Raw genomic sequence first — 23667 nt, forward strand, 5'->3', positions numbered from 1 at the left:
TCTAGTTTCTTTGCGGAAAAGTCGCTTGATAATATTTGAACAGCGACTAAACTGGGGAGCATATTTTGGGCTATAAAAAGAAAGAACGAGACTTAAAAAACAGAGATGATATATGGTTGGATCCTTTGTTGGTTCATGTATTCCTTCAAATTCTTATTGATTGTGGCCAATAAAACATCATAGTGTTGACAATATGATTTAAGTAACAACGCAGAGTTGGTATGTTTAGTGTGAGGCTTACATTCTTATCATTTATTACTCTGTCCGCTTAGGCGGATTGCTTTAGTCTTATTAAATTTCCTTGTAATTATTGGTTTAATTCCTACCTCTGAGATGAGGAGCTAAATAATGTTAAAAAGTTTGCCTTTCCAGTTAATTGTATGTGTTCTGCTGGCATTTTTTATGGCCGGGTCTTTGGATGTGTCTCACGCTTCATTTTTTTATAGCTTAAGTTGCGCCCTTAAAGATTTTTTGATGATGATTTTGCCGGCCGTCATTATCAGTTATATGGCCTCTTCCATCCTGTCGCTAGAGCAGAAAGCGCCGCTGTTAATCATCAGTATTCTTTTGCTCGTCTGCCTTTCTAACATCGTTGCCGTTTTTACTTCTTATGGTGTCAGCCTGCTCGCTCTTCCCTTCGTCACGGGTGGCAAGGCCATCAACTTAGCAACCTCGCAAGATTTGATCGAACCCTTATTTGTGGCCCCGTTTCCAAGTTGGCTCGAACCAAAATGGTCAATGATTATAGGTCTGGTATATGGGTTAGTCTTTAGTATTTCCCCTCACGCTAAAGCCGTTAGCTTTATTTTTAAACTCAGGGACGCGGTTACAACTCTTTTACAGAAAACCTTTATTCCGCTGTTGCCGGTGTATGTTTTTGGATTTGTTCTTAAAATGCAAATGGAAGGGCAATTGCCGATTTTATTTGAGACCTGTGGCCAGGTTATCTTATTAATGATGAGCGTTATTATCGGCTATATTAGTTTAATGTATGTCCTTGCCGCTAATTTCTCTCCTAAAAAACTTGCAGGGTATATTCGACAGATTTTTCCGGCGGCCCTTACCGGATTTACCACGATGTCCAGTGCGGCTACCATGCCTGTGACCCTGGCCGCGACAGAGGCTAACCTCCAGGATAAAAATTTTGCCCAGCTGATTATTCCCGCAACCGTAAATATCCATCTTCTAGGCGATGCTTTAGGAATTCCTTTGTTAGGGCTTGCTACTTTGCAATTATCGGGCATGCCTTTACCTGATCTGTCTAGCTTTGCCATCTTTACCGGATTTTTCTGCATTGCTAAGTTTTCTACGGCGGGTATTCCGGGCGGTGGCATTCTGGTTTTGCTGCCTACATTGCAAACCCATTTAGGGTTGAGTGTTGAAATGACTGGATTCGTAACTACTCTTTACATTCTTCAAGATTGTATTTTCACGAGCTCAAATGTTGTTGGCAATGGCGCTTTTGCTTTACTCGTGCATCGGTTTATGAAACTGGTGGGGTTGGTGAAAGCACCTGAGGGGAATCGCTGTTCACAGCTTCCTGCTGAGCAGCAGGTTTATTAAACTTTTTAACGCCTTGGGGGGTAATGGTTGCTAATGGATTGACGACCTGGATGGCTGGGCTGTTCTTGCTTCCCTTAACGGTAAAAGTAGTGGAGAATACGCCCCGTTTCTTGTCCCCACTTAAAAAAGATCCAATTACAGGAATATTGGCCATCAACAAATTAATGCTGTTAAGGGGATAGAACTCTCCTTTGAGATCGTAGATCTGATCTTTTATATCAATGACCCCGTTAAAATTGAGAGCAATTGAGGATCCTGAAGCATGAATGTCATCTAATTTAAGCTCATCCTTTCGCCACTGAATCTTACCCATAATATGGTCAAAGTAGATACCTTTGCCGGATAACGTACTAAAAATTCCATCCAAGGAAGATAAAGATAAAATTTTGGCGAGAAGGGGGGCCTTTATTACGGTAACTTGGCGTAAATCAAGCTCCCCTTGGATCTGAGTTTTTTTATCGGATTCACTAATATTGCCAACAAAGTTAAGGGCTCCGCCTTCAAAATCATTATTGGGCATGAAGTAGTCTATTAAATCTCCAGCATTGTGACAGAAGAGACTAAAATACTGTTGATTATTTTTAAGGGGTGCTATATGCAGCTTCAAGACCCCAGGGCGAAGTGAATCCATGGCGAGAGAAGAGATCTTGCCATCCTCCCAGGTCAATGATGTTTCGACTTTGCCAAAGCTAAGTTTGCTGCCGAGCATCACGTTATTGATGCGCAAATTGGCCGCAGCTTTAAAGTTGTGTGGAAGGTCTTCCGTCTCTTCGGATAATTCTTGAATAATTGGGTCCAAATCTAGACGCTCCAGCGCCCCGCCAAGAGTTATTTTATCGGGCGTCCCTTTGATCAGAAGTTTTCCTTTTAAGGGGCCAATTTGCAGCGTTTCTAAAAAGAGATCTATGCCGCTGGCAGGCTTGATTTTCCCTTTGCCTTGAAGGTGGGTCTCTCCCAACACTAAGTTTAAACTATTAATGGCTAAGCTGTTGTCTTCGGTTCTTTCTGCGTTTATCACTAGATTACCTGGCTGGCCAGCCTCTTTTATAAATCGCAGCCAAGATATAGCATACTCCGTTTTACTGAGATCAGCATCAAGTAAGATAGCGCCGTTGTGATATTCTAGCCCAAAGCTTCCCAGATAAGGATCAGCAGCATTATCATTTGCCTGGATGGTGACTTGGCTATCATGGTCGGCAAAGCTTTCGGTAGCTGAGATCCGTGCAGGATGATTAGCAACTAAACCTGTTCCGATTAATTTAAGATGATCATTAGTGACGTGCAGGTCAAATTTCCCCTTCGTCAAAGGATTGCTGATAAAGGGTTCAAGGATATCTGTTACGAGTTTAGCGTCCACAATTTGGCTGTAAGCATTGGCGCGGACGCGATCAAGAGGGAGATCTGATTGCAGCGGAAAAGACAGCTTAAGGCGAGTGGTAGCAATGCCTTTAAATAGAGTATGATCAAGGCTAAGCTTCTGCGGTAGCTGTAATGGCTTTCTTGCCATTAAAGCCAGGGCGGACTCCAACTTGCCTTGAATCGTGAGATCAATATCCATATGCTCGTCATCTTGGTCAAGATTACTAATATTAAGATGGGCTTGGTCAATGCTTAAATCATTACATACCCCTTGTGCGGCAATAATCAAATTACTTTTAGAGTAACTACAATGTCCGCAGGCATTGGTAACAGGGGGAAGATCACCTAAATAGGCAACAGTGACACCTTCAACATCAATGTTGCCGGCCAAGGAATCTACTTTAAAAGCAGGATCTGGGGTGAGATTTGCTTGACCTTTAAGTTGTAAAGTTGCTTGGGAGATGTGTCCTTGGGACAGATTCGTTGTTATCCAACGGCGGGCTTTTACACCCAGGGGTTTGGGCCAATAGGTATCAATCTTATCAATAGCAAGGGTGGTTAGGTGGCCTTTAATACTGATGGTGACAGGCTGTTGTTGGTTAAGGGCAGTGGCTAGGGACTCTGCTTCAACCTCTCCTGAAATGTGAGCTTCTAGAGCGTCGCTTCTAAAGCGGACATCCGTTAAGGCAAGTTTCTTAGGGGACAACCTTGCTTGAGCTTCTGCTTGGGTGATGGTTAGCACGTGCGGGAAATAAGCCGGCAACGTCACTGTACCTTGTTTGGCATTGATATAAATATGGCCATTAATGCCCAGTCGGCCATCATAGGACCCTGATGAGGTAAGGGTAACAGGAAGGTCAATTGCCTCAAAAATGGCTAGTTGGGGAATAAGGGGAGCCATATCTTTTAAATTGCCAGTTAGCTCTTTCAACCGATAAGAAAAAGCAGGCTCTTCTAAAGAGATAGAGCCACTGAGTTCTGCAATAGGTTCATCGTTACGTTTTAGGACGGCTTTTTCAACTGTTAAGCGTTTTAAGGTTGGCGAAAGCAGGAGTAAGCGTCGCAAACTGATTCCCAATTGCATGTATTTTATTGTGGCTTCATACTTCTGGTTTTTAATCACCACACCATTAAGTTTAATGGATAAGGGCGAGCGTAGGCCAGCCCAACGGGTTTCTCCTATGGTAATGTCTTCAGGATAATAGTGGTAATGTTCTAAAAGCCGTGTAAATTGCCCAGCTAAAGTACGCTGAACGTTTTTACTTGATAGGTAATAGGATATACTGCTTAAGGCAAGGATAAGCATTAATAAAGATAATATAATAATTTTAAAGGTTTTTTTAAGATTATCCATTTAAAAATAGTTTAAAAATTAACAACTTATTTACATAGATCATATATAATGATACTTGTAACTATCATAAGCTGATTGGAGATATAAAATGAAGTTAAAGTTACTCGCACTATCCGGATTATCTTTCATGCTTGCTGCTTGCTGGGAAGAGAAAAAGTCTGAAAATCATCCTCAAGCAGATGAAAAAGCGGTCGTAGCTGCAGAAAAAAAGTAGTTGCTGAAGTCAAAAAGGCCGAAGCTGAAGAAAAGAAAGTGGAAGCTGAAGAAAAGAAAGTGGAAGCCGAAGAGAAGAAAGTGGAAACTGAGGAAAAGAAGCTTGCTGCTGAAATGGAAAAGCTGAAAGCTGATGAACATAAAGCTGAAGCTGATCTTAAAAAGGCTGAAGCTGACGAAAAGAAAGCTTAAGCTAGCGAGCGTCTTTTATTAACCATGAGGGAGCCTATAACGGCTCCCTTATTCTTTATCTCCTCTGCAAAAATGAAGTATAAGGACAGCAAGCGCAACGAAGGACCTTATCTCACGCTTGACTGCTTATAACCGATTTCCTTAAAAAAATGGGCTCTGTTTAATATGCTGATAAAAATCACTTTCAAATAGGTTTTCGGGATCGAACGCTTGCTTGATAAGAGTCCAAGACGTCAGCTCAGGATAAGCACTTATAAGCTGTCTTTTACTATAATGACGTCGGTACGGCAGATAAAAGGTTCCTCCTAGCTTGATGACTTCGTCAACTGTGGTTTGGGTGAATTTATGCATTTGCTCTTCTGCTTCGTCAGTTAGATCTTGCGAGAATAAACATACTAGGCCAAAAACATCCGTTTTCGCATAAGGCAGAAGACTGAGCTTATCTTGGCGCACTTCTCTGATGGTGACGTTTAATATATTCATCTCATGCTCAACAATGAGCTTTTTCAAAGTCTTTATAAAAGCAGATAATTGAGATTTGGGAACAAAGTATTCTTGCAGAATATCTTTGCTATTCTTATGAACCGGCCACAATATATGGATATCCGTATTCATGGCGTTGTTCCGGCTAAGGGTTCCCAGACGACTGATCTGTTGCGCATAAAACTTCTCAGCTGACCATCTGATTTTTCGGCCAAGATTGGATTCTTGGGAGACCCGGAGAATGCTTCTCTTTATGGCGATCAGAGCTTCATCTTTGAGGGAAGTCATGACTTTTGAATTGTCATCTTCAAACCAGAATAATCCAGCTTCCTCGAACAAATGATTTTGATCAACGGATAGTCGGCCATAAGCCAATTCGACGTGGGGGTTCTGGCTGATAAATTTATCAAAGGCTTCAGTGAAATCTTCGCTCGGCATAAACTTGGAATGGAATTTTAGGGAGGTATTAGCAACCGTCTCTAATTCGACGTTAACAATAATGCCAAACAGGCCATAGCCCCCTAACACCGCATTAAAAAGCAAAGAGTTGTCATCACGGGTGAGAGTCTGAAGTTTGCCATCTGCTGTCATCACTTGCAAGGAGACGACAGTGGCGGAGAGCGGTGGCGATCCAACTTGCCAGCCATGGACATTTACGCTAAGGGATCCGCCAACTGTAAAAATATTATCAGATTGCATAACCTTGACAGAGCGCCCGTGCGTATCTAGTACCTTTTGTACTTTTCGCCACGTTGCTCCCGGCTCGACAGTGACTGTTTTAGACTCAGGATTATAGGTGACCTTATTAAATCTCATCATATCTAATTGAAGGGCATCATTGAGCAGCGCTTGGCCTCCCATAGAGTGTTTGCGTCCTGCGATGGTAATTTTCTTCTGGCTGGTTTTAGCCTCCTGTAGAGCGTCTTTAATATCCTGCACTGTCTTAATATGAAGAATTTTGGCAGGTCGGCAGGAGGTGCCGCCGGCATCATGACTGACTTGAGCCGTTGCTTGAATAGTCTCCATTAGCTGCAGGGGATTATTGCTCTGAATGCCTAAAATACCCTCATTTAATAAAGTTTGGGCAATTTGCGGTGAATCCACTGTCCACACAATTAGCGGATAGCCATGTTTGATCAAAGATTGGCGTAAGTCGGGTGGGAGACTAAATCGTGGCCCCAAAATGTCCGGCCGGACGAGACGACGAACTTGCTTCTGGATGAACGGCTGCCTTAAAAACCACGGAATCTTATTAAATTGACTTTGGATCTCTTCTCCCATTGCTTGCACATCAGTGGTAAAGTCATACATCAACAAAATATCCCGTGCAGTTAAACGCATCTGAATTAAAAAGGCGGGATTAAATGATTCTAGGACAACGGTCTCTTGCAGGTGATAGCGATGAATAAGATCCTTGAGAGTTGAGGCAAGGGTCGAGTTAAAAATCTTATCACTTTTGATATCGAGGAAAAGGTACTTTTGCGAGCCGACCAGACTGAATAATGTTTCAACACTAATCAGACCTGAACTGGGATCTTGCTTATAATGCAGCTTTTTCAATTCGTCCCAGTTTTTATCTTCAGGTTTGCCGTAACCATTAGTCGCTTCTTCTAATGCTTCTCCATGATATAAGAACGCAATCCCATCTTTAGAAAGCCGAACATCCACTTCTAATCCATCAACCTCGCTCGCTAAAACCTCTTCCACTGCTTCAATAGAGTTGGGTATAGAGGTGTCAGTAATAACTGATTTGTGAGCGATAAACGTTGGCAGATATCCTATTGACGGTGGCGCGTTTAAAGCCGTGGGAGTATAGGTGGGCTCTGTTAATAAATAAGCAATGGTGACGACGCTGCTAATAATGACTAAGAGCCTTTTTACTGCCATACTTTCCTCCCAAAACAATAAATCAAGTGAGGCTCAGTCAGCCTCACAGGGGTGAAGAGAAGCAGGCAGTTAATCATTAACAAGTAGACTACCGACCATCCTTCCGTATTTATTGTAACAGCAGAACGCAGAGAGTCTACTTTTAACTTTGAACCTTAGTTACTAGTAATACTTTTATCGAGCAGCTGCGACCAGGCAGCATCTGTGGCCTCCCGCGGAGTTTTAAGCTCGCACTTGGTACGGCCGGTAACATCAATGGCGCATATTTTGCTAAAACGGTGGCCTTTGCTCCGGCGCTCCCGTGTGTAAAGGATCACGCGGCCATTGGGGGACCAGGTAGGTGCTTCGACCAAATAGTCAGAGCAAATCAAGCGTTCGTTGGACCCATCCGGACTCATGACCCCAATATAAAATTGACCCAGCTGAAGTTTCGTAAAGGCAATCAGATCACCGCGTGGAGACCAAACTGGCTGCGAGTATTTGCCACCGCCAAAACTGATACGTCGGACGTTGCTGCCATCTGCATTCATAACGTAAATCTGTTCATTGCCGCCGCGATCTGAAGTAAAGACAATTTCTTTCCCATCCGGGGAAAAGCAAGGGGAGGTATCAATACAGGTATGTTCAGTCAGCGCCGTCAGAGCCCCACTTTGAAGATCCTTAATGTAGATGGCAGAGTTACCGGCTTTCTCTAAGCTCATGACAAGTTTAGTCGCATCTGGAGAGAAGCGCGGTGCAAAGCTCATACCTTCGAATTGACCGAGAAGCTTTTTTGTTCCGTTAGCTAAGTTGTACAGAAAGACCTGCGCCACGCCGCCCTTTTCAAAGGATAAGAAGGCAATGTCGCGGTTGTTAGAGGAAAAACGAGGCGTTAAGACCATGTGCTTTCCATCCGTTAAATAGCGCACGTTGGCGCCATCATAATCCATAATCCCTAATCGTCGTACTCTTCGGCGGCCATGGGGGCCCGATTCCTCAATAAAGGAGATCATGGTGTTGAAATATCCATCTTCACCTGTGACGCGCTTGTAAACTTCATCGGCAATCATGTGCCCCAGGCGGCGCCATTTTTTTTCATCAACCGCAAGCTCGAGTCCCAACATCTGGGTGCCGCGAAAGCAATCAAACAAGCGGAATCTTACAATTAACTGCCCGCCACTTTGTTCAACCTCACCTGCAAGCAAGCATTGAGCATTGAGAATGCGCCAGTCAGCAAAACGGGGGCCCATGGTGTTAATGGAATTAATGTCCTGCACGAAGGCCTTAGGGTCAACTGGCAAAAATAAACCTGAAGATTGTAAATCGTAAGTTATTATGGCTGCCAATTCTTGACCAAAGGTCTGACCGCTTTTGTCAACAAACGCCGTGACAGCAATGGGCGTAGGTTTAATCTGGCCCTGGTTAATCGTGACCTCCAACTCCGCCTGGGCAGGAGTCGTCGCCAATACAACCATAGTGCTGACCACAACTGTTGCTAATAAATGTTTGCAAACTTGTTTTAGTGCGCTCATTCTCGGTACTCTTTCATGTCTAATCATTTCTTGCCTGTTCCCTACCTGCCTCATCCTGTGGCTACTGCATGTCAGCTGGGTCAAAGGTCATGGTCATTGTTTTCCATTGCTGATGCTTGGCAGGATTTAAAGGAAGCGGATTACAACTCGGGTCCATAATAGCGCGTTCAGCACTTTCAGCAGCGGCGCGGAAAACGGGGTCTGCTGCCATCCGTCCCCTGTCCACAATCTGGGCACGTTCCACAGTACCATCCTTGGCGATATTTAATTTCAGCTTGACTTGCAAGTTGCGGACACCGCGCACTCCATTGGGTACAATCCAACACCGCTGCATTAAGCGACGAATGGCATCGATTTCAGAAGCTGTCACAACTTCCCCAACCTGCTCGGCGGGCGCTCCTTTGGTGCGGCCACTGGACTTAGCGCTATCTTTTTTCTTCGTTTCTTTGACGACCTCTGAAAATAGATTATCAAATTCGGTGTCAATTTTCTTTTTCTCTTTAGCTTCATCCGTTTTTGGCTTGGGCTTGTCCTTCATTAAATTGACCTCAGCCTTCTCCTTGTTAGGCGGTTCCGGCTTTTTCGGTTCCTCTTTCTTTGGCTCCGGTTTTTTTCTTCCTTCTTCGGTTCTGGCTTTTTCGGCTCTTCCTTTTTGGGCTCAGGAAGCGGTAAAGGCTCTGGCTCCGGCTGCTTTACGGGCTCAGAGGGCGGTGCCAATTGCGGTTGTTCCAAGGGGGGTGGCGGCAAGGGAGCCGGTTCTGGCATCGGTAAAGGGGCAGGCACTTGTTCCACCGGCGGCGGTGGGGTCGGTTGAGGTTCGGGTTGCTGCTGCGGCGCTTCCATCACTGGTTCAGGGTCCATGACGTCCATAGGGGCAATGACCGGAGCTTTAGTGATGTCAGAGATATCGACAAATTCTATCATTAAGGGGCGCTGATCCTCTAGTTTGCGCGAAAAAGGATCGATAATTCCGATAATCATGATAATTAGGATTACGAGGTGCAAAAGGCCAGAAAAGATGGCAGCGCGCTTCATAAATGATTACCCTCCAGAAGGACGTGGTAAAGGTGGACGTTGAGGTAAAGCTTGTCCTTGAGGACGTATCCCTTGCCGCTGGCTGTTTTGTGGCAAATTAGGACGAGCGGATGGCAAGTGTTGAGCGCTTGGGGGCACTAACTGTTGCAGCGTTGGTACTTTGGCTGCGGGATGGGGCACCGCTCCTGATTGTCTTGGGACAGAAAGAGAGGCGTGCGGGGCAGGGGCGGCCTTTGTCGCTGTGGGCATTTCCGCAATCAGCGATACCTTGGTAAAGCCAGCCGCAGCAATCTCTCCCATCACCTCCATCACTCGACCATAAGCGAGGCTCTGATCACCACGTACATAAATACGGGCGTCAGGATTATTGGAGGTAATCGCCATAAGGCGGGCGATGAGTCCTTCGTCGCCTATGGCAGTTTCTTGTAAGAAAGTACGACCACTTGCATCTACCGAAACGACGACAGGTTCTACCTGGTCATTCATTTTGGCGGCTTTAGTTTTGGGCAAATCAACGGGCACCCCTACCGTTAACATCGGAGCCGCGACCATAAAAATGATCAACAGAACTAACATGACATCTACTAAGGGGGTCACGTTAATCTCCGAGAACCCAGCCGAAGAGCGGCGACGGCCTTTGCGAGGAGAAGTGTTAAGGGAGGCCATACCCATAATTATGCAGCCCCTTCTTCGAGTTGACGTGAAATGATACCAGAGAACTCATCAGCAAAAGCTTCGAGCCGATTAGCATAGCGATTCATATCGCTCGATAACTTGTTATAAGCAATAACAGCGGGAATAGCAGCAACCAGGCCGATGGCGGTTGCAAACAAAGCTTCAGCAATACCCGGCGCCACAACGGCTAAATTTGTGTTTTGTTGAAGGGCAATTGACTGAAAACTGTTCATAATTCCCAAAACGGTACCAAATAGACCGATAAACGGTGCTGTGGAGCCAGTGGAAGCAAGAAAACCAAGGTAGCGTTCTAAGTCTTCCATCTCTCGGTTAATTGTCAAATGCATGACCCGTTCAATACGTTGCTGTAAAGTGCCACGCGCTTCGGAGGCTTTGGCAATGCCTTTGGACACTGAGCGTCGCCATTCTTTCATTGCGGCACAAAATATGGCACTCAGCGGATCTTGCGGGCGATTGTTAATCCGGTCATAAAGATCATCTAAAGCACCGCCTGACCAGAATGTTTCTTCAAATTGATCCGCGGCTGAGGTTAGTTTTCTCAGGCGCATTGTCTTTTGAAAGATAATGGTCCAGGACCAGAAGGAGGCCGCAATCAGCGCGAGCATAACCAATTTTATAATTGGATCGGCTCCCCAAAACATGTCAAACATTGAAAAACCATGCTCAATAGTCTCGGGTGTGGGTGCAAGAGTCTGGCTATTGATAGCCTGCAACGTCGATTGATCCATAGATGAAGTCTCAAGTTTAAATTTATACTTTAATAATACCTGATAAATACCTGAATCTGATATTAATTGCAAGGATAGGTCATTGATTAATAGATCGCCTGAGGGCGTGAAAGTTTTTCTAAGAGAAAACGCCAAGCGGCCCCGCTCAAGATAAGGGGGTGTCGACCCTGAGCACTATCCCGGAACCTTGCTGGATAAGGGTCGCCTGTTCCCTCGCCGTCTTAATGAGGTTGCCGCGCTTCCATAACCTCCGCGATAAGTGTGTTCAGTTTAGTGGACGTTAACGGTGGTGTGACGATCCGATCATATTGAGTTAAATCGAAAGAATTATCATCTTCTTTCGCAATGCCTAGGATCGGAATATAAGGCTTCCCAGTCATGGCTGTTTTAATGGTCTGGGGTGAAAAGTCTCCATGTAGACTGCCATTTTCAGGAATCTGAATGAGAATAGCGTCAAAATTATCCGTATTAATGATGCCCGCTGCCACTGCCACATTAGAGGCCGTTTCCACCTGGCTGCCTGCTTTTTCCAAAAGATTGCGGGTAAAGGATCCATTAGGATTTTCTTCCTCTATTAGCAAAATATTTAGATTCTGTAAATGTTGCGGGGTTGCCTCGCTTATGTCTTCACTATGAGAATGGGTAATAACTTCAGCTTCCATTTGAAACCAGAAGATGCTCCCTTGTCCCAACTTGCTTTCGACGCCTATCTTTGCCCCTAGCAGGTGGGTAATATTCTTAACAATGGTAAGCCCCAGCCCAGCTGTTTCTTGATTAGGGTTAATCTCGCCTGCCGCTTGAAAAAAGTCCTGGAATAAAGTGTTTTTGATGCCATCGGGAATACCAATGCCGGTGTCAATAATTTGTAAACTGATCTCGCAGCGATTATCCATTAAATCGACGGAGGTAACATTTAATCGTACTGATCCTACCTTCGTAAACTTTAAAGCATTAGTCAGAAGATGTAGCAAGACTTGCCGTAAGCGGATCGCATCGGCACGGATAACCATGGGGACCCGCTCCTCAATATGGATCTCAAATTTTAATTTCTTTTGAACGCTAATCGGAAGTAAAAGACCATGAATTTCAGAGATCATTTGGCGAAGATTGACGTTACTGAACATAAGGCTGACTTCGCCACTTTCCAATTTGCTGTATTCAAGAATGTTATCCACTAACCTGAGGAGGGAGGTCGAGGAAGTTTCCATCGTATTGACATATTCAATCTGGGCTTGATTGAGTTCTGTGTCTTTGAGAAGGGTAATCATTCCCATAAGACCACTCATTGGCGTTTTAATTTCATGACTCATCATCGAGAGAAAGCGAGTCTTAGCTTTACTTGATTCATCGGATTTCTCCTTAGCCTGCATCAGCTCCTCGGCTGATTGCGCTAATTCACCTAGGATAGAGGCATATTTGATATTGGCTTTGATAATCTTCTGGGTAATTAAAAAGCCAATGGATATCAGTAAAAGGATAACAATGAACCCCATAGGAATAAGAACTTTTAAGATCATGCCGGCACTGTCTTGGGGCGACCATGTCATGTACCCAATCGTCTTATCGTCTTGTTTGATTGCCAGATGCGCTAGGGTTTCCATATCCATGTGATCTGATCCAATGACAAGATCAAGATTGGTAAGGGCATAATCATGGGAGATCTGATCCATATAAGCCGCAGTAAAGGGTTTAATGAGAGCAATCAGAGCCTGAGTCTTACCTTCGTTTCGATCAACTATGCGGCTAAGCGTTACCATATAAATCTGCTCATAATGCTTAATGAAATGAGTCTTAGATTTTGCCTTGTTACCTGAAGCCGTAAAATCAATGAGTAAGTTACTAATACTGCTGGGGGCTAGCCTTTCTTTAATGCCAAAGATTTCATTATTACTGTAAAGGGTTGTGTAATTTTTATCGGTTACAAAAATAGCGACATAGGGAATGGAAAAATTATTGCTGATATCTTGGGTAATATTATCTTTTATCCATTCATCATCCTGATGTTTAATCACATGGTCATAGGTCTGGCCCCAGTATCCATAGGATTCTGCCAGATTTGCCATTTTACGTTGCTCGGTCGCTAAGGCGCCTCTTATGGCAGCCGTAGACTCTTGCAGGGCTTGGTTGTAGATGGTCTTATAGCTATAAAAGCAAGTAAATAATAAAGCAATAAAGCATAAGGTAAAGCCTACCAGAAAGTAATAGAATATATCTTTGAAAACAATTTTATTTTTATCAGTTATATTCATGGTTAGCCTCCTTGCGGCTTAATGGTGATTTCTATAAGCGTTAAGTCATCTGAAAAAGCCGGATCGTCAAATTCATCTATTTTATGCTTGACGGCTTGGAACAGATCCTGCCCATCAAGCGTACGGATTAAACAGGGAAGTTCTTCGGGTAAGAACGAAATGTCGGGTATTCCACCGTGATTTTCCCACATCAAATCACTGTAAAGGATCAAGCTATCACCTTCCTGGAACTCCAGGCTGCGATGCGTATAGCGAACATCTTCGACAATTCCTAACGGGAGTCCAGAGCCATCGCCTAAGGTATAGTTCCTGTGTTGAGGATGATAAATAATAGGATGAGTGGAGCTGGCAGATAAGTAATCAAACCTTCTATTTTCTAGATCGATAATGCCAGCCAAAAATGTACAAAAGTTACCTTCCTTGATCATTTCGCGAACTTTGTTATTAACAAGGTGAATTAGGGCGGCGGGAGTCTGAAGGGTGCTACGATGCTCAGCAATAAGAGTGTGAAGACCGAGTGTATAAAGAGAAGCGCTAATCCCTTTACCGGAAAAATCACAAATCCATACCATGATCTGATTAGGTCCGAGTTCATAGAGCCCCCAGATATCGCCGCTCAAAAAACGTGACGGAATAAAAACTGAATTAATCGAAAGGTTATATTTTTCTTCCAAGGACTGAATCACCGCAGCACTGGGTAACAGTGATTTCTGTAATTCCAAGGCCTTTGCGACTTCTTGAGCGGCAATTTTATGGTAATTTTCAAGTTCGCGAATTAAGAAGCTGTTTTCAAGCTGAACTTTAACCCGGGATAATAATTCAAGTTTATGGATAGGTTTGGTGATAATGTCAGTTGCCCCATATTTCCACGCCTCTGCTCGCTCTTCTGGATCAGAGATAGCGGTCTGGACTAGGATAGGGAGCTGTTTTAAATGGGGGTCTGAGCGAATTTCTTTGATGACCGTCGTTCCATCCACATTCGGCATAATTAGGTCAAGGATAACCAGATCGATGGCCTGCTCTTTGAGCTTATTTAAAGCGTCTTGACCATCAACAGCGGTATCTATGCTGCGATAGCCAGCGGCCTTTAAGAAACTGCTGATCAGGTCTCTATTAATTGAGGAATCATCAACCACCAATATTTTATTGTCATATATAGAGGCTTGGAGCGGATTTTCATGATTGTAAAACATGTCCCGCTACCTCAGCTCGAGAAATAAAGGCGTATTGCTTGACCCTTCTTATCGAAAGCCACCTTATCAGTCAAACTTTGGATGAGATTAACTCCCCTAAATTGCTCGGCACAACCCTGACGAGGCCAGGCTATCGGTCTGCCTTCAACATGGATTATAACTTCCCAACCTTGCCCAGACTTTGCGGCATAAACTCCCATATAACGATCTGAATATAGGTTGTCTTTTAATCTTTTTTCAATCTTGAGGAAGAAATCTAAGGGGCGCCGCTCAGCAGAAGACTCTAAATCTAAACTGCTCCATAAAAAGGCATTAGCATAGGCTTCTTGGGTTGCTGTTAAAATGTGGTCATGACAGCTCGAGGAACAATCTTGTAGTTTCAAGAAGTGGGATAAAATTTGGACAAATTCTAAAGCATAAATGTCTTTATTCTTAAAACATAAAACAATAAAATTTGGGGAAGTGTTAGTGTAAATTTCTTGAAAGACCTTAAGGTTTAGATTGCTACGACTATCCGTAAAAATACGTTTGCCTTCATTAAGGGATACAATAATACGATCTGAACTTACGGGTGACCGTAAGATGCTAATAAGAGGTGATCTGGCCGGAACAGCCTTTTTCTTGGCAGCATTATCTTGGCATAATAATAGCGGCTGGCACTTGGCCATTGTCCCCTCCTGCACATAAATGCTTAAGTTTGTTATTCAACGCGAAATAAGCTGGCAAAGTGACCTAAATCAAGCATTTTTTTAACTTGTCCATGAGCCCCTTTTAAGGTTACTTCCCCATCTTGCAGACGCATTTTATCACGCGCAATTAGCAACATCCCGAGACCGGCCGAATCGATGAATTCTAAATCTTGTAGATTCATCTGGCACTCTCTAGATTTATTCTCAGTAAATAGCTCAGTAAGCTCACGAAACTGGCTATAATCAGCAAATGTCAGTCGTCCTTTGAGATCAACAATAACGGCATCTCCCACAGTTTTACATGTGTAATTCATAATCTTCCTCTTGCTTCCTCTAAAAGGATCCCAGTTATAGGATCATCCTAGACGGGAGATGGTTAAAAGAACGTTAAATTACCTAAAAATGATTAATAAACGTGATTACTAATAAAATGTTAGAGACTGCTTTAGGCGAGACTAATATTGCTACTTGCTTGAGAGTTTTCTTGATCACGGTATTTTCTGTTCTTTGTAGATTAAGCACCGAAATGGCTCGATAGGGATATTAGATTACAGAGAAAAGAGAACCTTCTCCCGATCTAAATCAGGTTAAGGCCGAACTCTGTCATGCGAAGATAGTCGGATAGCAGAAGTAGCGTATCTCAATTTAAAGCCCAAGGTTGATCAGTTTTTAACGCCTCAGCAGATTCAACAAATACGCAGGAAACTTCATATTTCTTAATGAGAGGCAGGGCGACGCTTAGGGAGAGGCGAGCGCCAGGTAAAGTCATGCTTAGCCAACCTTTGTGCGCCATTGCTTCCAAGAAAAGCGGCCTACAGTGCTTACAGCAATCATTACGAGAGATCATACTGAGTATACATAATTTTAGAATAGCATCTTTTGGTAGTTTAATATCCTGTATTATTTCACCAGACGTAGGAAATAAACCTTTACCACTTTTTAATGTCTTCTCTAACGGTAGCCTTCCGATAGAAGGGTTGCTTTTCCAGAATCTATATAGTGTTTTGCTAAAATTAATGTAAAATTAATCTTAGATCTAAAAGAGGCACTTAAATTGTCCCTAAAAAGCGCAATCGCATAAACATTTTGTTCAACATAACCTGGCCATAAAAAGGACAAAGTCCAAAAGGAGTATATTATGAAAGCCCATCGTTTAAAAGCAACCCATCTTATCAAAGCCGGAGTCATAACTTTAGGTCTTTGTTCCTCCCTAAAAGCGCTTGACGTCACTGTGCTTGGTCCCCTATCAGTAGCTGCCACGGTATCTGCTCCTTTTGTGACAGCTTATGCCACACCTCAAACGGCAGCCCTCTACAACACGGGTAATCTCGTTTCCCCCATCCTCAATGCTGCTGCTTCTTACACCATGGACTACCGACCAGGGGGGTACTTTACCCCGAGCGGACCTGGGGTAATCTTTGGAATCTCAACTCTAAGAAATCTTGTCGAATTTGGAATGGGTGTTGGAGCTGCCTGCTGCAGTTACGCCTATCTTTTCACCGGAGAGAGCTATTATAATACAATTGCCTTAACGTTGACTACCGTCAATGCCGTATTGACCACAGGGGGCACGGCCATGATGTATGGAATTAATTTCCCGCGTTGGGCGAGCAAGAAGGATCGATAAAATAGAGGGAGTGATGGCTAATTGATCTTCGATACAGCGCCTAAGACAGATAAGTATTGAAAATTAGACGTCGTTGCCTAATAAGATATTTCAAACGGATTAGTCCTCCAAAGGGGGGCTTATCTCAGGCCTCTTTGAAGTTGAAAATAAGTCTAAAGTTTCTGATGTCCTAAGGATAATTCTTTACACAAATCCTCGCACAGCACTTTACCTACTCGTTGTGCAGATCTTTTACGAACTTAACAGTCGATTCTCCTCCATTTATTTTAAAAGTAAGGATCTGTTCAGGAATAATAGATTCAATCAAATTGCCCGGAATTTGCTGATTTCCACATAAGAGAAGATCAGATAATGAAGATTGAGTGCCTTTTCGATTTATTGCCTCCAAGCGACTCTTCTCATACCTTCCTCATAACACTTTTCATGTTCTATAAGACAGACCTTAATGTTATTAATTTCTTTGAGTATTCTCTCCAATATAATATTGTGAGCGCCCTCAATTTATGCCATCCCACCTTGGTCTAATATTTCTCGCTCAGCTAAAGAATTGAGCCGTTTTCACTGCCCTTTACATGGTCATTAATTCTTCGTTAAGTTATTGGTTTAATGTATTTTGTTAACTCTTTGTTAGGAAGAAATACAAAGTGTACTTCTTCTAAATATTTGATAGCATTTTAGTAAATGTTGATTAATTTTGCAGGAAGGTCACATGCGAAACGTCGTTATTGCTGGGTATGTTCGTACACCGTTTTCTTTTGGGGGAAAAGGGGAATTAACCAAAGTCAGAGCTGATGATTTAGCCACAGCTGCGGTTAAATCGTTGGTTGAAAAGACTAAAGTCAATGTCAATGACATTGAAGATTTAATTCTTGGCTGCGCTTTCCCAGAAGGGGAGCAAGGCTTAAATATGGCGCGTTTAGTTGTCTTAAATGCAGACTTACCAATTACCATAGGCGGCGTTACGGTTAATCGTTTTTGTGGATCTTCCATGCAGGCCATCCATCAAGCGGCTGGGGCTATTGCGAGTGGCGCCGGTGATGTTTTCATCTGTGCAGGCGTTGAATCCATGAGCCGAGTACCCATGGGCGGCTTTAATCCGTTGCCTAATCCTAAATTATATGAGCGGATGCCGGGAGCGTATATCGGAATGGGTGACACTGCCGAAAATGTTGCCAGCCGTTGGAATATTTCACGCCAAGAGCAAGAGCAGCTGGCGGTGGACTCTCATGCAAAGGCCGCTAAAGCCCAAGCAGAAGGGCGCCTAACAGATGAAATTGTGCCAGTCGCGACGAAGACTGGAGTGGTCGACAAAGATTCTTGTATCCGATCCGGGACAACTTTAGAAGCCTTAGCCAATCTAAAGCCAGCCTTTGATGCGAAAGGGACCGTAACAGCTGGAACCTCTTCCCCGATTACCGATGGGGCCGCAGCGGTTTTAGTCTGCTCGGAAGATTATGCTCGTAAGCACGGTTTACCCATGTTAGCTCGAATTAAGAGTTTTGCTGTTGCAGGATGTGATCCCGATATCATGGGAATTGGCCCCGTGGCTGCCACCAAGAAGGCCCTCGAAAGAGCCGGATTAACAGCAAAAGATCTCGATATTATCGAACTCAATGAAGCTTTTGCCTCTCAAGCAATCGCTTGTGTTAAAGAATTAGGATTGGACTGGGGCAAGATTAATATTGATGGCGGCGCTTTAGCCTTAGGCCATCCTTTAGGGGCGACAGGGGCGCGGATAACCGGTAAAGCTGCTGCCTTGCTGCAACGCGAAAAGAAGAAATATGCTCTCTCAGCTCAATGTATTGGCGGTGGGCAAGGAATTGCAACAATTTTGGAGGCGATTTAATGGTCAGAGAAATTAAAAAAGCTGCTGTCATTGGGGCGGGTGTTATGGGGAGCGGCATTGCTGCCCATATGGCCAATGCCGGTATCCAAGTGTTATTGTTAGATCTTCCGCAATCTGGCTTAGGACAGAAGAACAAATTAGCAGAGGATGCTATTGAGCGGATGAAGAAGACAGATCCAGCCCCGTTCATGTCGGCAGCTGCGGTCAAACGGGTCACCGCAGGAAACACGGAGTCTGATCTAGAAAAACTAGCGGACTGCGACTGGATCGTTGAGGCGATTATTGAGAAGATTGAGTATAAGCGTGATTTATATACTAAACTCGAAAAAGTTATCCGTCCCGGTACTATTGTTTCTTCCAATACTTCCACCATTCCAATGGAAAAATTGGTTGAAGGGCGCTCGGCAGACTTTAAGAAGAATTTCTTTATTACCCACTTTTTCAATCCACCACGCTATACGCGTCTCCTTGAAATTGTCTCAGCCCCCGATTCCGATAAAGAATCTTTAAAAACCTTAACCGAGTTTGCTGATATTCACCTTGGTAAAGGGGTAGTCAATTGCAAAGATTCACCAGGCTTTATTGCTAACCGCATTGGAACCTTCTGGATTCAAAAAGCAATGGTCGAAGCTTTAGACCGTGATATCTCCGTCGAAGAAGCTGATGCCATTTTTGGGCGGCCCATGGGCATTCCTAAAACGGGTGTTTTTGCCCTTGTTGATCTGGTGGGACTGGATTTAATTCCTTTGGTAACCCAAAGTATGCGTAACGCTTTGCCGCAAATCGATCCATTTAATACCAGCTATAAAGATATTCCTGTCATTCACAAATTGATCGAGGACGGCTATACGGGCCGTAAAGGCAAAGGTGGCTTTTATCGCCTTAATAAGACCGCTGATGGCAGTAAAGTCAAAGAGTCAGTTAATTTAAAAACAGGTGAGTTTGCCCCTTCACAAAAAGCGAAGTTACCGATCCTTAATGCGGCTAAGAATAACCTGCGCTTACTGCTATCAGGTACGGATCCTTATAGTCAATATGCGTGGAGTGTTCTCTCTGAAGTTTTACGCTATACCGCTGATATTGCCAACGACATTGCCGATAATATTGCCGATATCGATCAAGCCATGCGTCTGGGCTATAATTGGAAATACGGGCCTTTTGAACTCATCGACAAAATCGGAGCCGCTTGGTTTAGCGACCGTCTTAAGGCCGAAGGGCGAGCCGTTCCCGCCATATTAGCAGCCGTGGGAGACGGATCCTTCTATAAAATTGAAAACGGAGCCATCCACTATTTCAATGGTAGCGGCTATACAGAACTAAAGCGCCCAGAAGGGGTGTTAGTGCTGAGTGATATCAAACTTAAAACCAAGCCTATTGCCAAGAATGCCTCAGCGGCTCTGTGGGATATCGGTGATGGAGTCGTGTGTTTGGAATTCATCAGTAAGATGAATTCTTTAGATCCTGAAATCATGAAGATGATTATGAAAACGGTGGATATCGTTAAGAAAGACTATAAAGCTTTAGTTGTCTATAATGAAGGATCAAACTTCTCAGCTGGGGCAAACTTGGGTCTAGCTCTATTTGCTATTAACGTGGCGCTGTGGCCATTAATTGAATCCATTGTTAAAGGCGGCCAAGACGCTTATATGGCGTTAAAATATGCGCCATTCCCCGTGGTATCGGCGCCCTCAGGAATGGCTTTGGGCGGCGGATGCGAGATTCTGTTGCACAGTGACGCGGTGGTGGCCCACTCTGAATCCTATATTGGCTTGGTTGAAGTTGGAGTAGGAATTGTACCCGCCTGGGGTGGATGTAAAGAAATGCTCCATCGCTACTTGACCAACAAACGTGGTCCTGCTGGGGGGATGGTCGCTGTTGGTAAATTATTTGAGACCATCGGCACTGCCAGAGTAGCCAAATCCGCCTTTGAGGCGAAAGAAAATCTTTTCATTAAAGAAGAAGATCCGATTGTCATGAATCGTGATCGCGTTCTCGCCATGGCTAAAGCGCATGCGTTGTCCTTAGTCGGTGGCTATCAAGCGCCTGAACCGCCGCAGTATAACCTTCCTGGCAGTGCGGCACGTGTTTCCTTAACGATGGCCGTAAAAGCCATGGTTAAGCTGGGCAAAGCCACGGAGTATGATGAAGAAATCTCTAAGAAATTGGCTTACATTCTTACCGGCGGTGAAGATGAGGCCAGCACTGAAGAGGAAATCTTAGCCCTTGAACGTGAAGCGTTTATGACGCTTATCCGTAATCCGAAAACGCATGCTCGTATGCAAAGTATTCTTGAAACCGGAAAACCATTGAGGAACTAGCCATGCCAACCTATAAAGCACCTTTAAGAGATATGATGTTTGTTCTCAATGAAGTTATTGGAACACACACAATTCAATCCCTTCAGCGATTTGCTGAGATTAATAATGACCTTATTGAAGCGGTCCTTAACGAGGCGGCCCGGTTTGCAGAAACTGTATTGCAGCCAATTAATCAATCCGGCGATAAAGAAGGCTGTAAGTGGCAAGAAGGAACTGTCACGACCCCTAAAGGCTTTAAAGAGGCTTATCAAGCCTTTGTTGAGGGAGGCTGGCCAACGTTAACAGGAAATCCAGAATACGGTGGTCAAGGGTTACCTAATCTCATTTCTACGATGACAGAAGAAATGATTTGTTCAGCGAACCTGTCATTTAGTTTATATCCAGGTTTGACCCGGGGTGCCTCCGTCATGTTGGATCGCCATGGCAGCAAAGAGCTTAAGGATAAGTATTTGCCTAAAATGATTCAAGGGATTTGGGGCGGAACCATGTGCTTAACGGAGCCCCATTGTGGGACAGACTTAGGAATGCTGCGTACTAAGGCGGAACCGCAGGCTGATGGTACCTATAAACTTTCAGGGACGAAGATTTTTATTTCGTCAGGAGAGCACGACCTTACCGAAAATATCATCCATTTTGTGATTGCCCGCACCCCCGAAGCCGTGCCGGGCATTAAAGGAATCAGCTTATTCCTTGTTCCTAAGTTTTTGGTCAACGAGGATGGGAGTTTAGGGGGCCGTAACCCTGCTTTTTGTGCCTCCATTGAGCATAAAATGGGGATTAAAGCTTCAGCAACCTGCGTAATGAACTTTGATGGTGCCACCGGTTATCTTGTCGGTGAACTGTATCAAGGGATCAATAACATGTTTACCATGATGAATACGGAACGCATCGGCGTTGGAATGCAAGGCTTAGGGATTGGGGAAGTCGCTTATCAGAACGCCTTGGCTTATGCGCGGGACCGATTGCAAGGGCGTTCGTTAACAGGGGTGAAGAATCCCGATAAGCCAGCGGATCCTTTGATTGTTCATCCTGATATTCGGCGTATGCTGCTTACCATGAAATGTATGAATGAGGGTTGTCGTCTTTTGAGTGCCTGGGTGGCCGAATCCTTGGATATTATGGAACATGGGACTGATCCTGTCCAAGTCCAAGAAGCTGAAGACTTTGTTCAGCTGATGACGCCAATCATCAAGGCATTCTTAACTGATATGGGCACGGACAATGCTAATCTGGGGATGCAGATTTATGGCGGTCACGGTTATATCCAGGAATGGGGAATGGAGCAGTTTGTCCGCGATGCTCGTATTGCCCAGATCTATGAAGGAACAAATGGTATTCAGGCCTTAGACTTAGTGGGCCGTAAGATGCCAGCCCATACCGGGCGGTATCTGCGTCGGTTCTTTCATCCTCTAGAAACTTATCTCAAGGAGCGAGAGACTAATGCAGAGTTAGCAGAGTTCATTCAACCCTTTGCTAAAGCATTTGGGCGACTGCAACAGGCAACAGTTAATATAGCGATCAAGGCCTTAGGTAATCCTGATGAAGCAGGAGCTGCCGCCACTGATTTCTTAAAATTATTTGGTTTAGTGTCACTGGCCTATTTATGGTGTCGTACGGTAGAAGTTGCAATGTCCAAGCTTGGCCAAGGAGAAGATGATTTCTATGAAGCAAAGATTCATATGGCTCGCTTTTTCATGAACAAAATCCTGCCACAATCCTCAGCACTATTTGCCCAGATTATGGCCGGCGCTAAGGCTTTAATGGGCCCAGATGACAAACATTTTGGATAAAAGGAAAAGCGGATGTCATTAAAGGGTAAAACTATCTTTATTACCGGCGGAAGTCGGGGGATTGGGCGAGCAATTGCTTTGCGCTGTGCTCAAGACGGGGCCAATATTATTATTGCCGCTAAAACCGATACCCCCCATACGAGCTTACCGGGTACCATCTATACAGTCGCTGAAGAGATTCAAGTGGCAGGGGGGCAGTGCCTTCCCATTAAGTTAGATGCCCGCCAAGAATCGCAAATTCAAGAAGCCGTGCAGAAAGCAGTCGACCATTTTGGCGGAATTGATATTGTTGTCAATAATGCCAGTGCCATTAATCTTACGGGGACCTTACAAACCCCCGTCAATCGGTTTGATTTAATGATGGCCGTTAATGTCCGAGCAACCTTCGCAACCATTCAAGCCTGCCTACCGCATCTTTTTAAGGCAGCTAATCCGCACGTGTTGACCTTGTCACCGCCGCTCAATATGGATCCTAAATGGTTCAAAAAGCATGTGGCTTATACCATGTCTAAATATGGGATGAGCATGTGTGTGTTAGGAATGGCTGAAGAATTTCGTAATCAAGGGGTCGCCTTTAATGCCTTATGGCCAGTTACTGCGATCGCCACTGATGCTTTTAAAGCAATTGATCCCAATATTCCTGTTGACTGCATGAGAAAGCCTGAGATCGTCGCTGAGGCTGCTTATGCGATCTTTAATCGTCCAGCGGCAGGATGTACCGGAAACTTTTTTACCGATGAAGAAGTTCTTCTGGCCGAAGGATATGATGATTTATCTTGTTACGCAGTTAAAGAGGGCGCATCTCTGTTGCCTGACTTCTTTTTAGATTGATGGATGTGCTGGTAGCTTAAAAGAGAAGGGGAAAGTATTGGCTCCCTTTGCTTTTAAAGAAAAACATCCAGCTCATCAGGCTGGATGTCGATCATTACCTGAA

At 44.3% G+C, this 23667-nt stretch carries 20 protein-coding genes; 8 read left to right on the forward strand and 12 right to left on the reverse strand.

What is annotated here, in order from left to right; genetic code table 11:
• Positions 1-348: 348 nt before the first annotated feature.
• Positions 349-1563, forward strand: coding sequence for a cation:dicarboxylate symporter family transporter (locus HMO_RS0108035; protein WP_029448685.1), 1215 nt, complete (start codon positions 349-351; stop codon positions 1561-1563).
• Here the strand turns inward: HMO_RS0108035 and HMO_RS0108040 are convergent.
• Positions 1484-4276, reverse strand: coding sequence for a YhdP family protein (locus tag HMO_RS0108040; protein WP_010301170.1), 2793 nt, complete (start codon positions 4274-4276; stop codon positions 1484-1486). The two genes, HMO_RS0108035 and HMO_RS0108040, sit on opposite strands and share 80 nt — an antisense overlap.
• An 88-nt stretch (positions 4277-4364) precedes the next feature.
• Here HMO_RS0108040 and HMO_RS17560 point away from each other — a divergent pair, with 88 nt between their 5' ends.
• A complete protein-coding gene (locus HMO_RS17560; protein ID WP_010301172.1) occupies positions 4365-4490 on the forward strand; it encodes a hypothetical protein in 126 nt (41 codons plus the stop codon).
• Positions 4491-4528: 38 nt separating this feature from the next.
• Positions 4529-4681, forward strand: a complete 153-nt coding sequence (locus HMO_RS17035) for a hypothetical protein (RefSeq protein WP_010301174.1) — start codon at positions 4529-4531, stop codon at positions 4679-4681.
• 141 nt (positions 4682-4822) lie between these two features.
• Here HMO_RS17035 and HMO_RS0108055 read toward each other — a convergent pair whose 3' ends face one another.
• The 11 genes from HMO_RS0108055 to HMO_RS17565 all read right to left on the reverse strand — a co-directional run bounded on the left by HMO_RS0108055 (position 4823) and on the right by HMO_RS17565 (position 15921).
• A complete protein-coding gene (locus HMO_RS0108055; protein WP_010301182.1) occupies positions 4823-7051 on the reverse strand; it encodes an FAD-binding protein in 2229 nt (742 codons plus the stop codon).
• A 155-nt stretch (positions 7052-7206) separates the two neighbouring features.
• A complete protein-coding gene (gene tolB, locus HMO_RS0108060) occupies positions 7207-8562 on the reverse strand; it encodes a Tol-Pal system beta propeller repeat protein TolB (RefSeq protein WP_010301185.1) in 1356 nt (451 codons plus the stop codon).
• A 61-nt stretch (positions 8563-8623) separates the two neighbouring features.
• A complete protein-coding gene (locus HMO_RS0108065; protein WP_010301187.1) occupies positions 8624-9100 on the reverse strand; it encodes a protein TonB in 477 nt (158 codons plus the stop codon).
• Positions 9100-9597 carry a hypothetical protein gene (locus HMO_RS14345; protein ID WP_010301192.1) on the reverse strand — a complete coding sequence of 166 codons (498 nt, stop codon included), beginning with the start codon at positions 9595-9597 and terminating at the stop codon, positions 9100-9102. The genes HMO_RS0108065 and HMO_RS14345 overlap by 1 nt, the downstream gene beginning before the upstream one ends.
• 6 nt (positions 9598-9603) lie before the next feature.
• The gene (gene tolR, locus HMO_RS16140; protein WP_010301195.1) at positions 9604-10269 is read right to left on the reverse strand and encodes a protein TolR; all 666 of its coding nucleotides are present in this window, start codon (positions 10267-10269) and stop codon (positions 9604-9606) included.
• Between the two features lie 2 nt (positions 10270-10271).
• Entirely contained in the window at positions 10272-11021 is a 750-nt protein-coding gene (gene tolQ / locus HMO_RS0108080; RefSeq protein ID WP_033444653.1) for a protein TolQ, read from the reverse strand.
• Between the two features lie 221 nt (positions 11022-11242).
• On the reverse strand, positions 11243-13270 hold the full coding sequence (locus HMO_RS0108085) for an ATP-binding protein (protein WP_010301201.1): 2028 nt from the start codon (positions 13268-13270) through the stop codon (positions 11243-11245).
• Between the two features lie 2 nt (positions 13271-13272).
• Positions 13273-14463: a SpoIIE family protein phosphatase gene (locus HMO_RS14355; RefSeq protein WP_010301204.1), complete on the reverse strand. Its 1191-nt coding sequence runs from the start codon at positions 14461-14463 to the stop codon at positions 13273-13275.
• Positions 14464-14474: 11 nt separating this feature from the next.
• The gene (locus tag HMO_RS0108095) at positions 14475-15131 is read right to left on the reverse strand and encodes a hypothetical protein (protein WP_010301207.1); all 657 of its coding nucleotides are present in this window, start codon (positions 15129-15131) and stop codon (positions 14475-14477) included.
• Between the two features lie 32 nt (positions 15132-15163).
• Positions 15164-15466 carry an STAS domain-containing protein gene (locus HMO_RS0108100; protein ID WP_010301211.1) on the reverse strand — a complete coding sequence of 101 codons (303 nt, stop codon included), beginning with the start codon at positions 15464-15466 and terminating at the stop codon, positions 15164-15166.
• 326 nt (positions 15467-15792) lie between these two features.
• A complete protein-coding gene (locus HMO_RS17565) occupies positions 15793-15921 on the reverse strand; it encodes a hypothetical protein (RefSeq protein WP_010301214.1) in 129 nt (42 codons plus the stop codon).
• A gap of 369 nt (positions 15922-16290) precedes the next feature.
• Between HMO_RS17565 and HMO_RS0108110 the strand changes: the two genes are divergently transcribed.
• The 5 genes from HMO_RS0108110 to HMO_RS0108135 all read left to right on the forward strand — a co-directional run bounded on the left by HMO_RS0108110 (position 16291) and on the right by HMO_RS0108135 (position 23564).
• On the forward strand, positions 16291-16779 hold the full coding sequence (locus HMO_RS0108110; RefSeq protein WP_010301220.1) for a hypothetical protein: 489 nt from the start codon (positions 16291-16293) through the stop codon (positions 16777-16779).
• Between the two features lie 709 nt (positions 16780-17488).
• Positions 17489-18625 carry a thiolase family protein gene (locus HMO_RS0108120; RefSeq protein ID WP_010301227.1) on the forward strand — a complete coding sequence of 379 codons (1137 nt, stop codon included), beginning with the start codon at positions 17489-17491 and terminating at the stop codon, positions 18623-18625.
• A complete protein-coding gene (locus tag HMO_RS0108125) occupies positions 18625-20943 on the forward strand; it encodes a 3-hydroxyacyl-CoA dehydrogenase/enoyl-CoA hydratase family protein (RefSeq protein ID WP_010301229.1) in 2319 nt (772 codons plus the stop codon). The genes HMO_RS0108120 and HMO_RS0108125 overlap by 1 nt, the downstream gene beginning before the upstream one ends.
• A 2-nt stretch (positions 20944-20945) precedes the next feature.
• On the forward strand, positions 20946-22733 hold the full coding sequence (locus HMO_RS0108130) for an acyl-CoA dehydrogenase C-terminal domain-containing protein (RefSeq protein ID WP_010301233.1): 1788 nt from the start codon (positions 20946-20948) through the stop codon (positions 22731-22733).
• Positions 22734-22745: 12 nt separating this feature from the next.
• Entirely contained in the window at positions 22746-23564 is an 819-nt protein-coding gene (locus HMO_RS0108135; RefSeq protein WP_010301237.1) for an SDR family oxidoreductase, read from the forward strand.
• Positions 23565-23667: the final 103 nt, after the last annotated feature.

The sequence above is a fragment of the Candidatus Odyssella thessalonicensis L13 genome, assembly GCF_000190415.1.
In the GTDB taxonomy this organism is placed as follows: Bacteria; Pseudomonadota; Alphaproteobacteria; order Paracaedibacterales; family Paracaedibacteraceae; genus Paracaedibacter; species Paracaedibacter thessalonicensis.

Excerpts from the sequence above, each read along its gene's own strand:
- HMO_RS17560 (WP_010301172.1), top strand. The coding sequence starts at position 4,365 with ATGAAGTTAAAGTTACTCGCACTATCCGGATTATCTTTCATGCTTGCT.
- tolQ (WP_033444653.1), bottom strand. The coding sequence starts at position 11,021 with ATGGATCAATCGACGTTGCAGGCTATCAATAGCCAGACTCTTGCACCC.
- HMO_RS0108035 (WP_029448685.1), top strand. The coding sequence starts at position 349 with ATGTTAAAAAGTTTGCCTTTCCAGTTAATTGTATGTGTTCTGCTGGCA.
- HMO_RS14345 (WP_010301192.1), bottom strand. The coding sequence starts at position 9,597 with ATGAAGCGCGCTGCCATCTTTTCTGGCCTTTTGCACCTCGTAATCCTA.
- HMO_RS0108100 (WP_010301211.1), bottom strand. The coding sequence starts at position 15,466 with ATGAATTACACATGTAAAACTGTGGGAGATGCCGTTATTGTTGATCTC.
- HMO_RS0108055 (WP_010301182.1), bottom strand. The coding sequence starts at position 7,051 with ATGGCAGTAAAAAGGCTCTTAGTCATTATTAGCAGCGTCGTCACCATT.
- HMO_RS0108135 (WP_010301237.1), top strand. The coding sequence starts at position 22,746 with ATGTCATTAAAGGGTAAAACTATCTTTATTACCGGCGGAAGTCGGGGG.
- HMO_RS0108095 (WP_010301207.1), bottom strand. The coding sequence starts at position 15,131 with ATGGCCAAGTGCCAGCCGCTATTATTATGCCAAGATAATGCTGCCAAG.
- HMO_RS0108110 (WP_010301220.1), top strand. The coding sequence starts at position 16,291 with ATGAAAGCCCATCGTTTAAAAGCAACCCATCTTATCAAAGCCGGAGTC.
- HMO_RS0108085 (WP_010301201.1), bottom strand. The coding sequence starts at position 13,270 with ATGAATATAACTGATAAAAATAAAATTGTTTTCAAAGATATATTCTAT.
- HMO_RS0108120 (WP_010301227.1), top strand. The coding sequence starts at position 17,489 with ATGCGAAACGTCGTTATTGCTGGGTATGTTCGTACACCGTTTTCTTTT.
- tolR (WP_010301195.1), bottom strand. The coding sequence starts at position 10,269 with ATGGGTATGGCCTCCCTTAACACTTCTCCTCGCAAAGGCCGTCGCCGC.
- tolB (WP_010301185.1), bottom strand. The coding sequence starts at position 8,562 with ATGAGCGCACTAAAACAAGTTTGCAAACATTTATTAGCAACAGTTGTG.
- HMO_RS14355 (WP_010301204.1), bottom strand. The coding sequence starts at position 14,463 with ATGTTTTACAATCATGAAAATCCGCTCCAAGCCTCTATATATGACAAT.
- HMO_RS0108065 (WP_010301187.1), bottom strand. The coding sequence starts at position 9,100 with ATGAAGGACAAGCCCAAGCCAAAAACGGATGAAGCTAAAGAGAAAAAG.
- HMO_RS0108125 (WP_010301229.1), top strand. The coding sequence starts at position 18,625 with ATGGTCAGAGAAATTAAAAAAGCTGCTGTCATTGGGGCGGGTGTTATG.
- HMO_RS0108040 (WP_010301170.1), bottom strand. The coding sequence starts at position 4,276 with ATGGATAATCTTAAAAAAACCTTTAAAATTATTATATTATCTTTATTA.
- HMO_RS17565 (WP_010301214.1), bottom strand. The coding sequence starts at position 15,921 with ATGACTTTACCTGGCGCTCGCCTCTCCCTAAGCGTCGCCCTGCCTCTC.
- HMO_RS0108130 (WP_010301233.1), top strand. The coding sequence starts at position 20,946 with ATGCCAACCTATAAAGCACCTTTAAGAGATATGATGTTTGTTCTCAAT.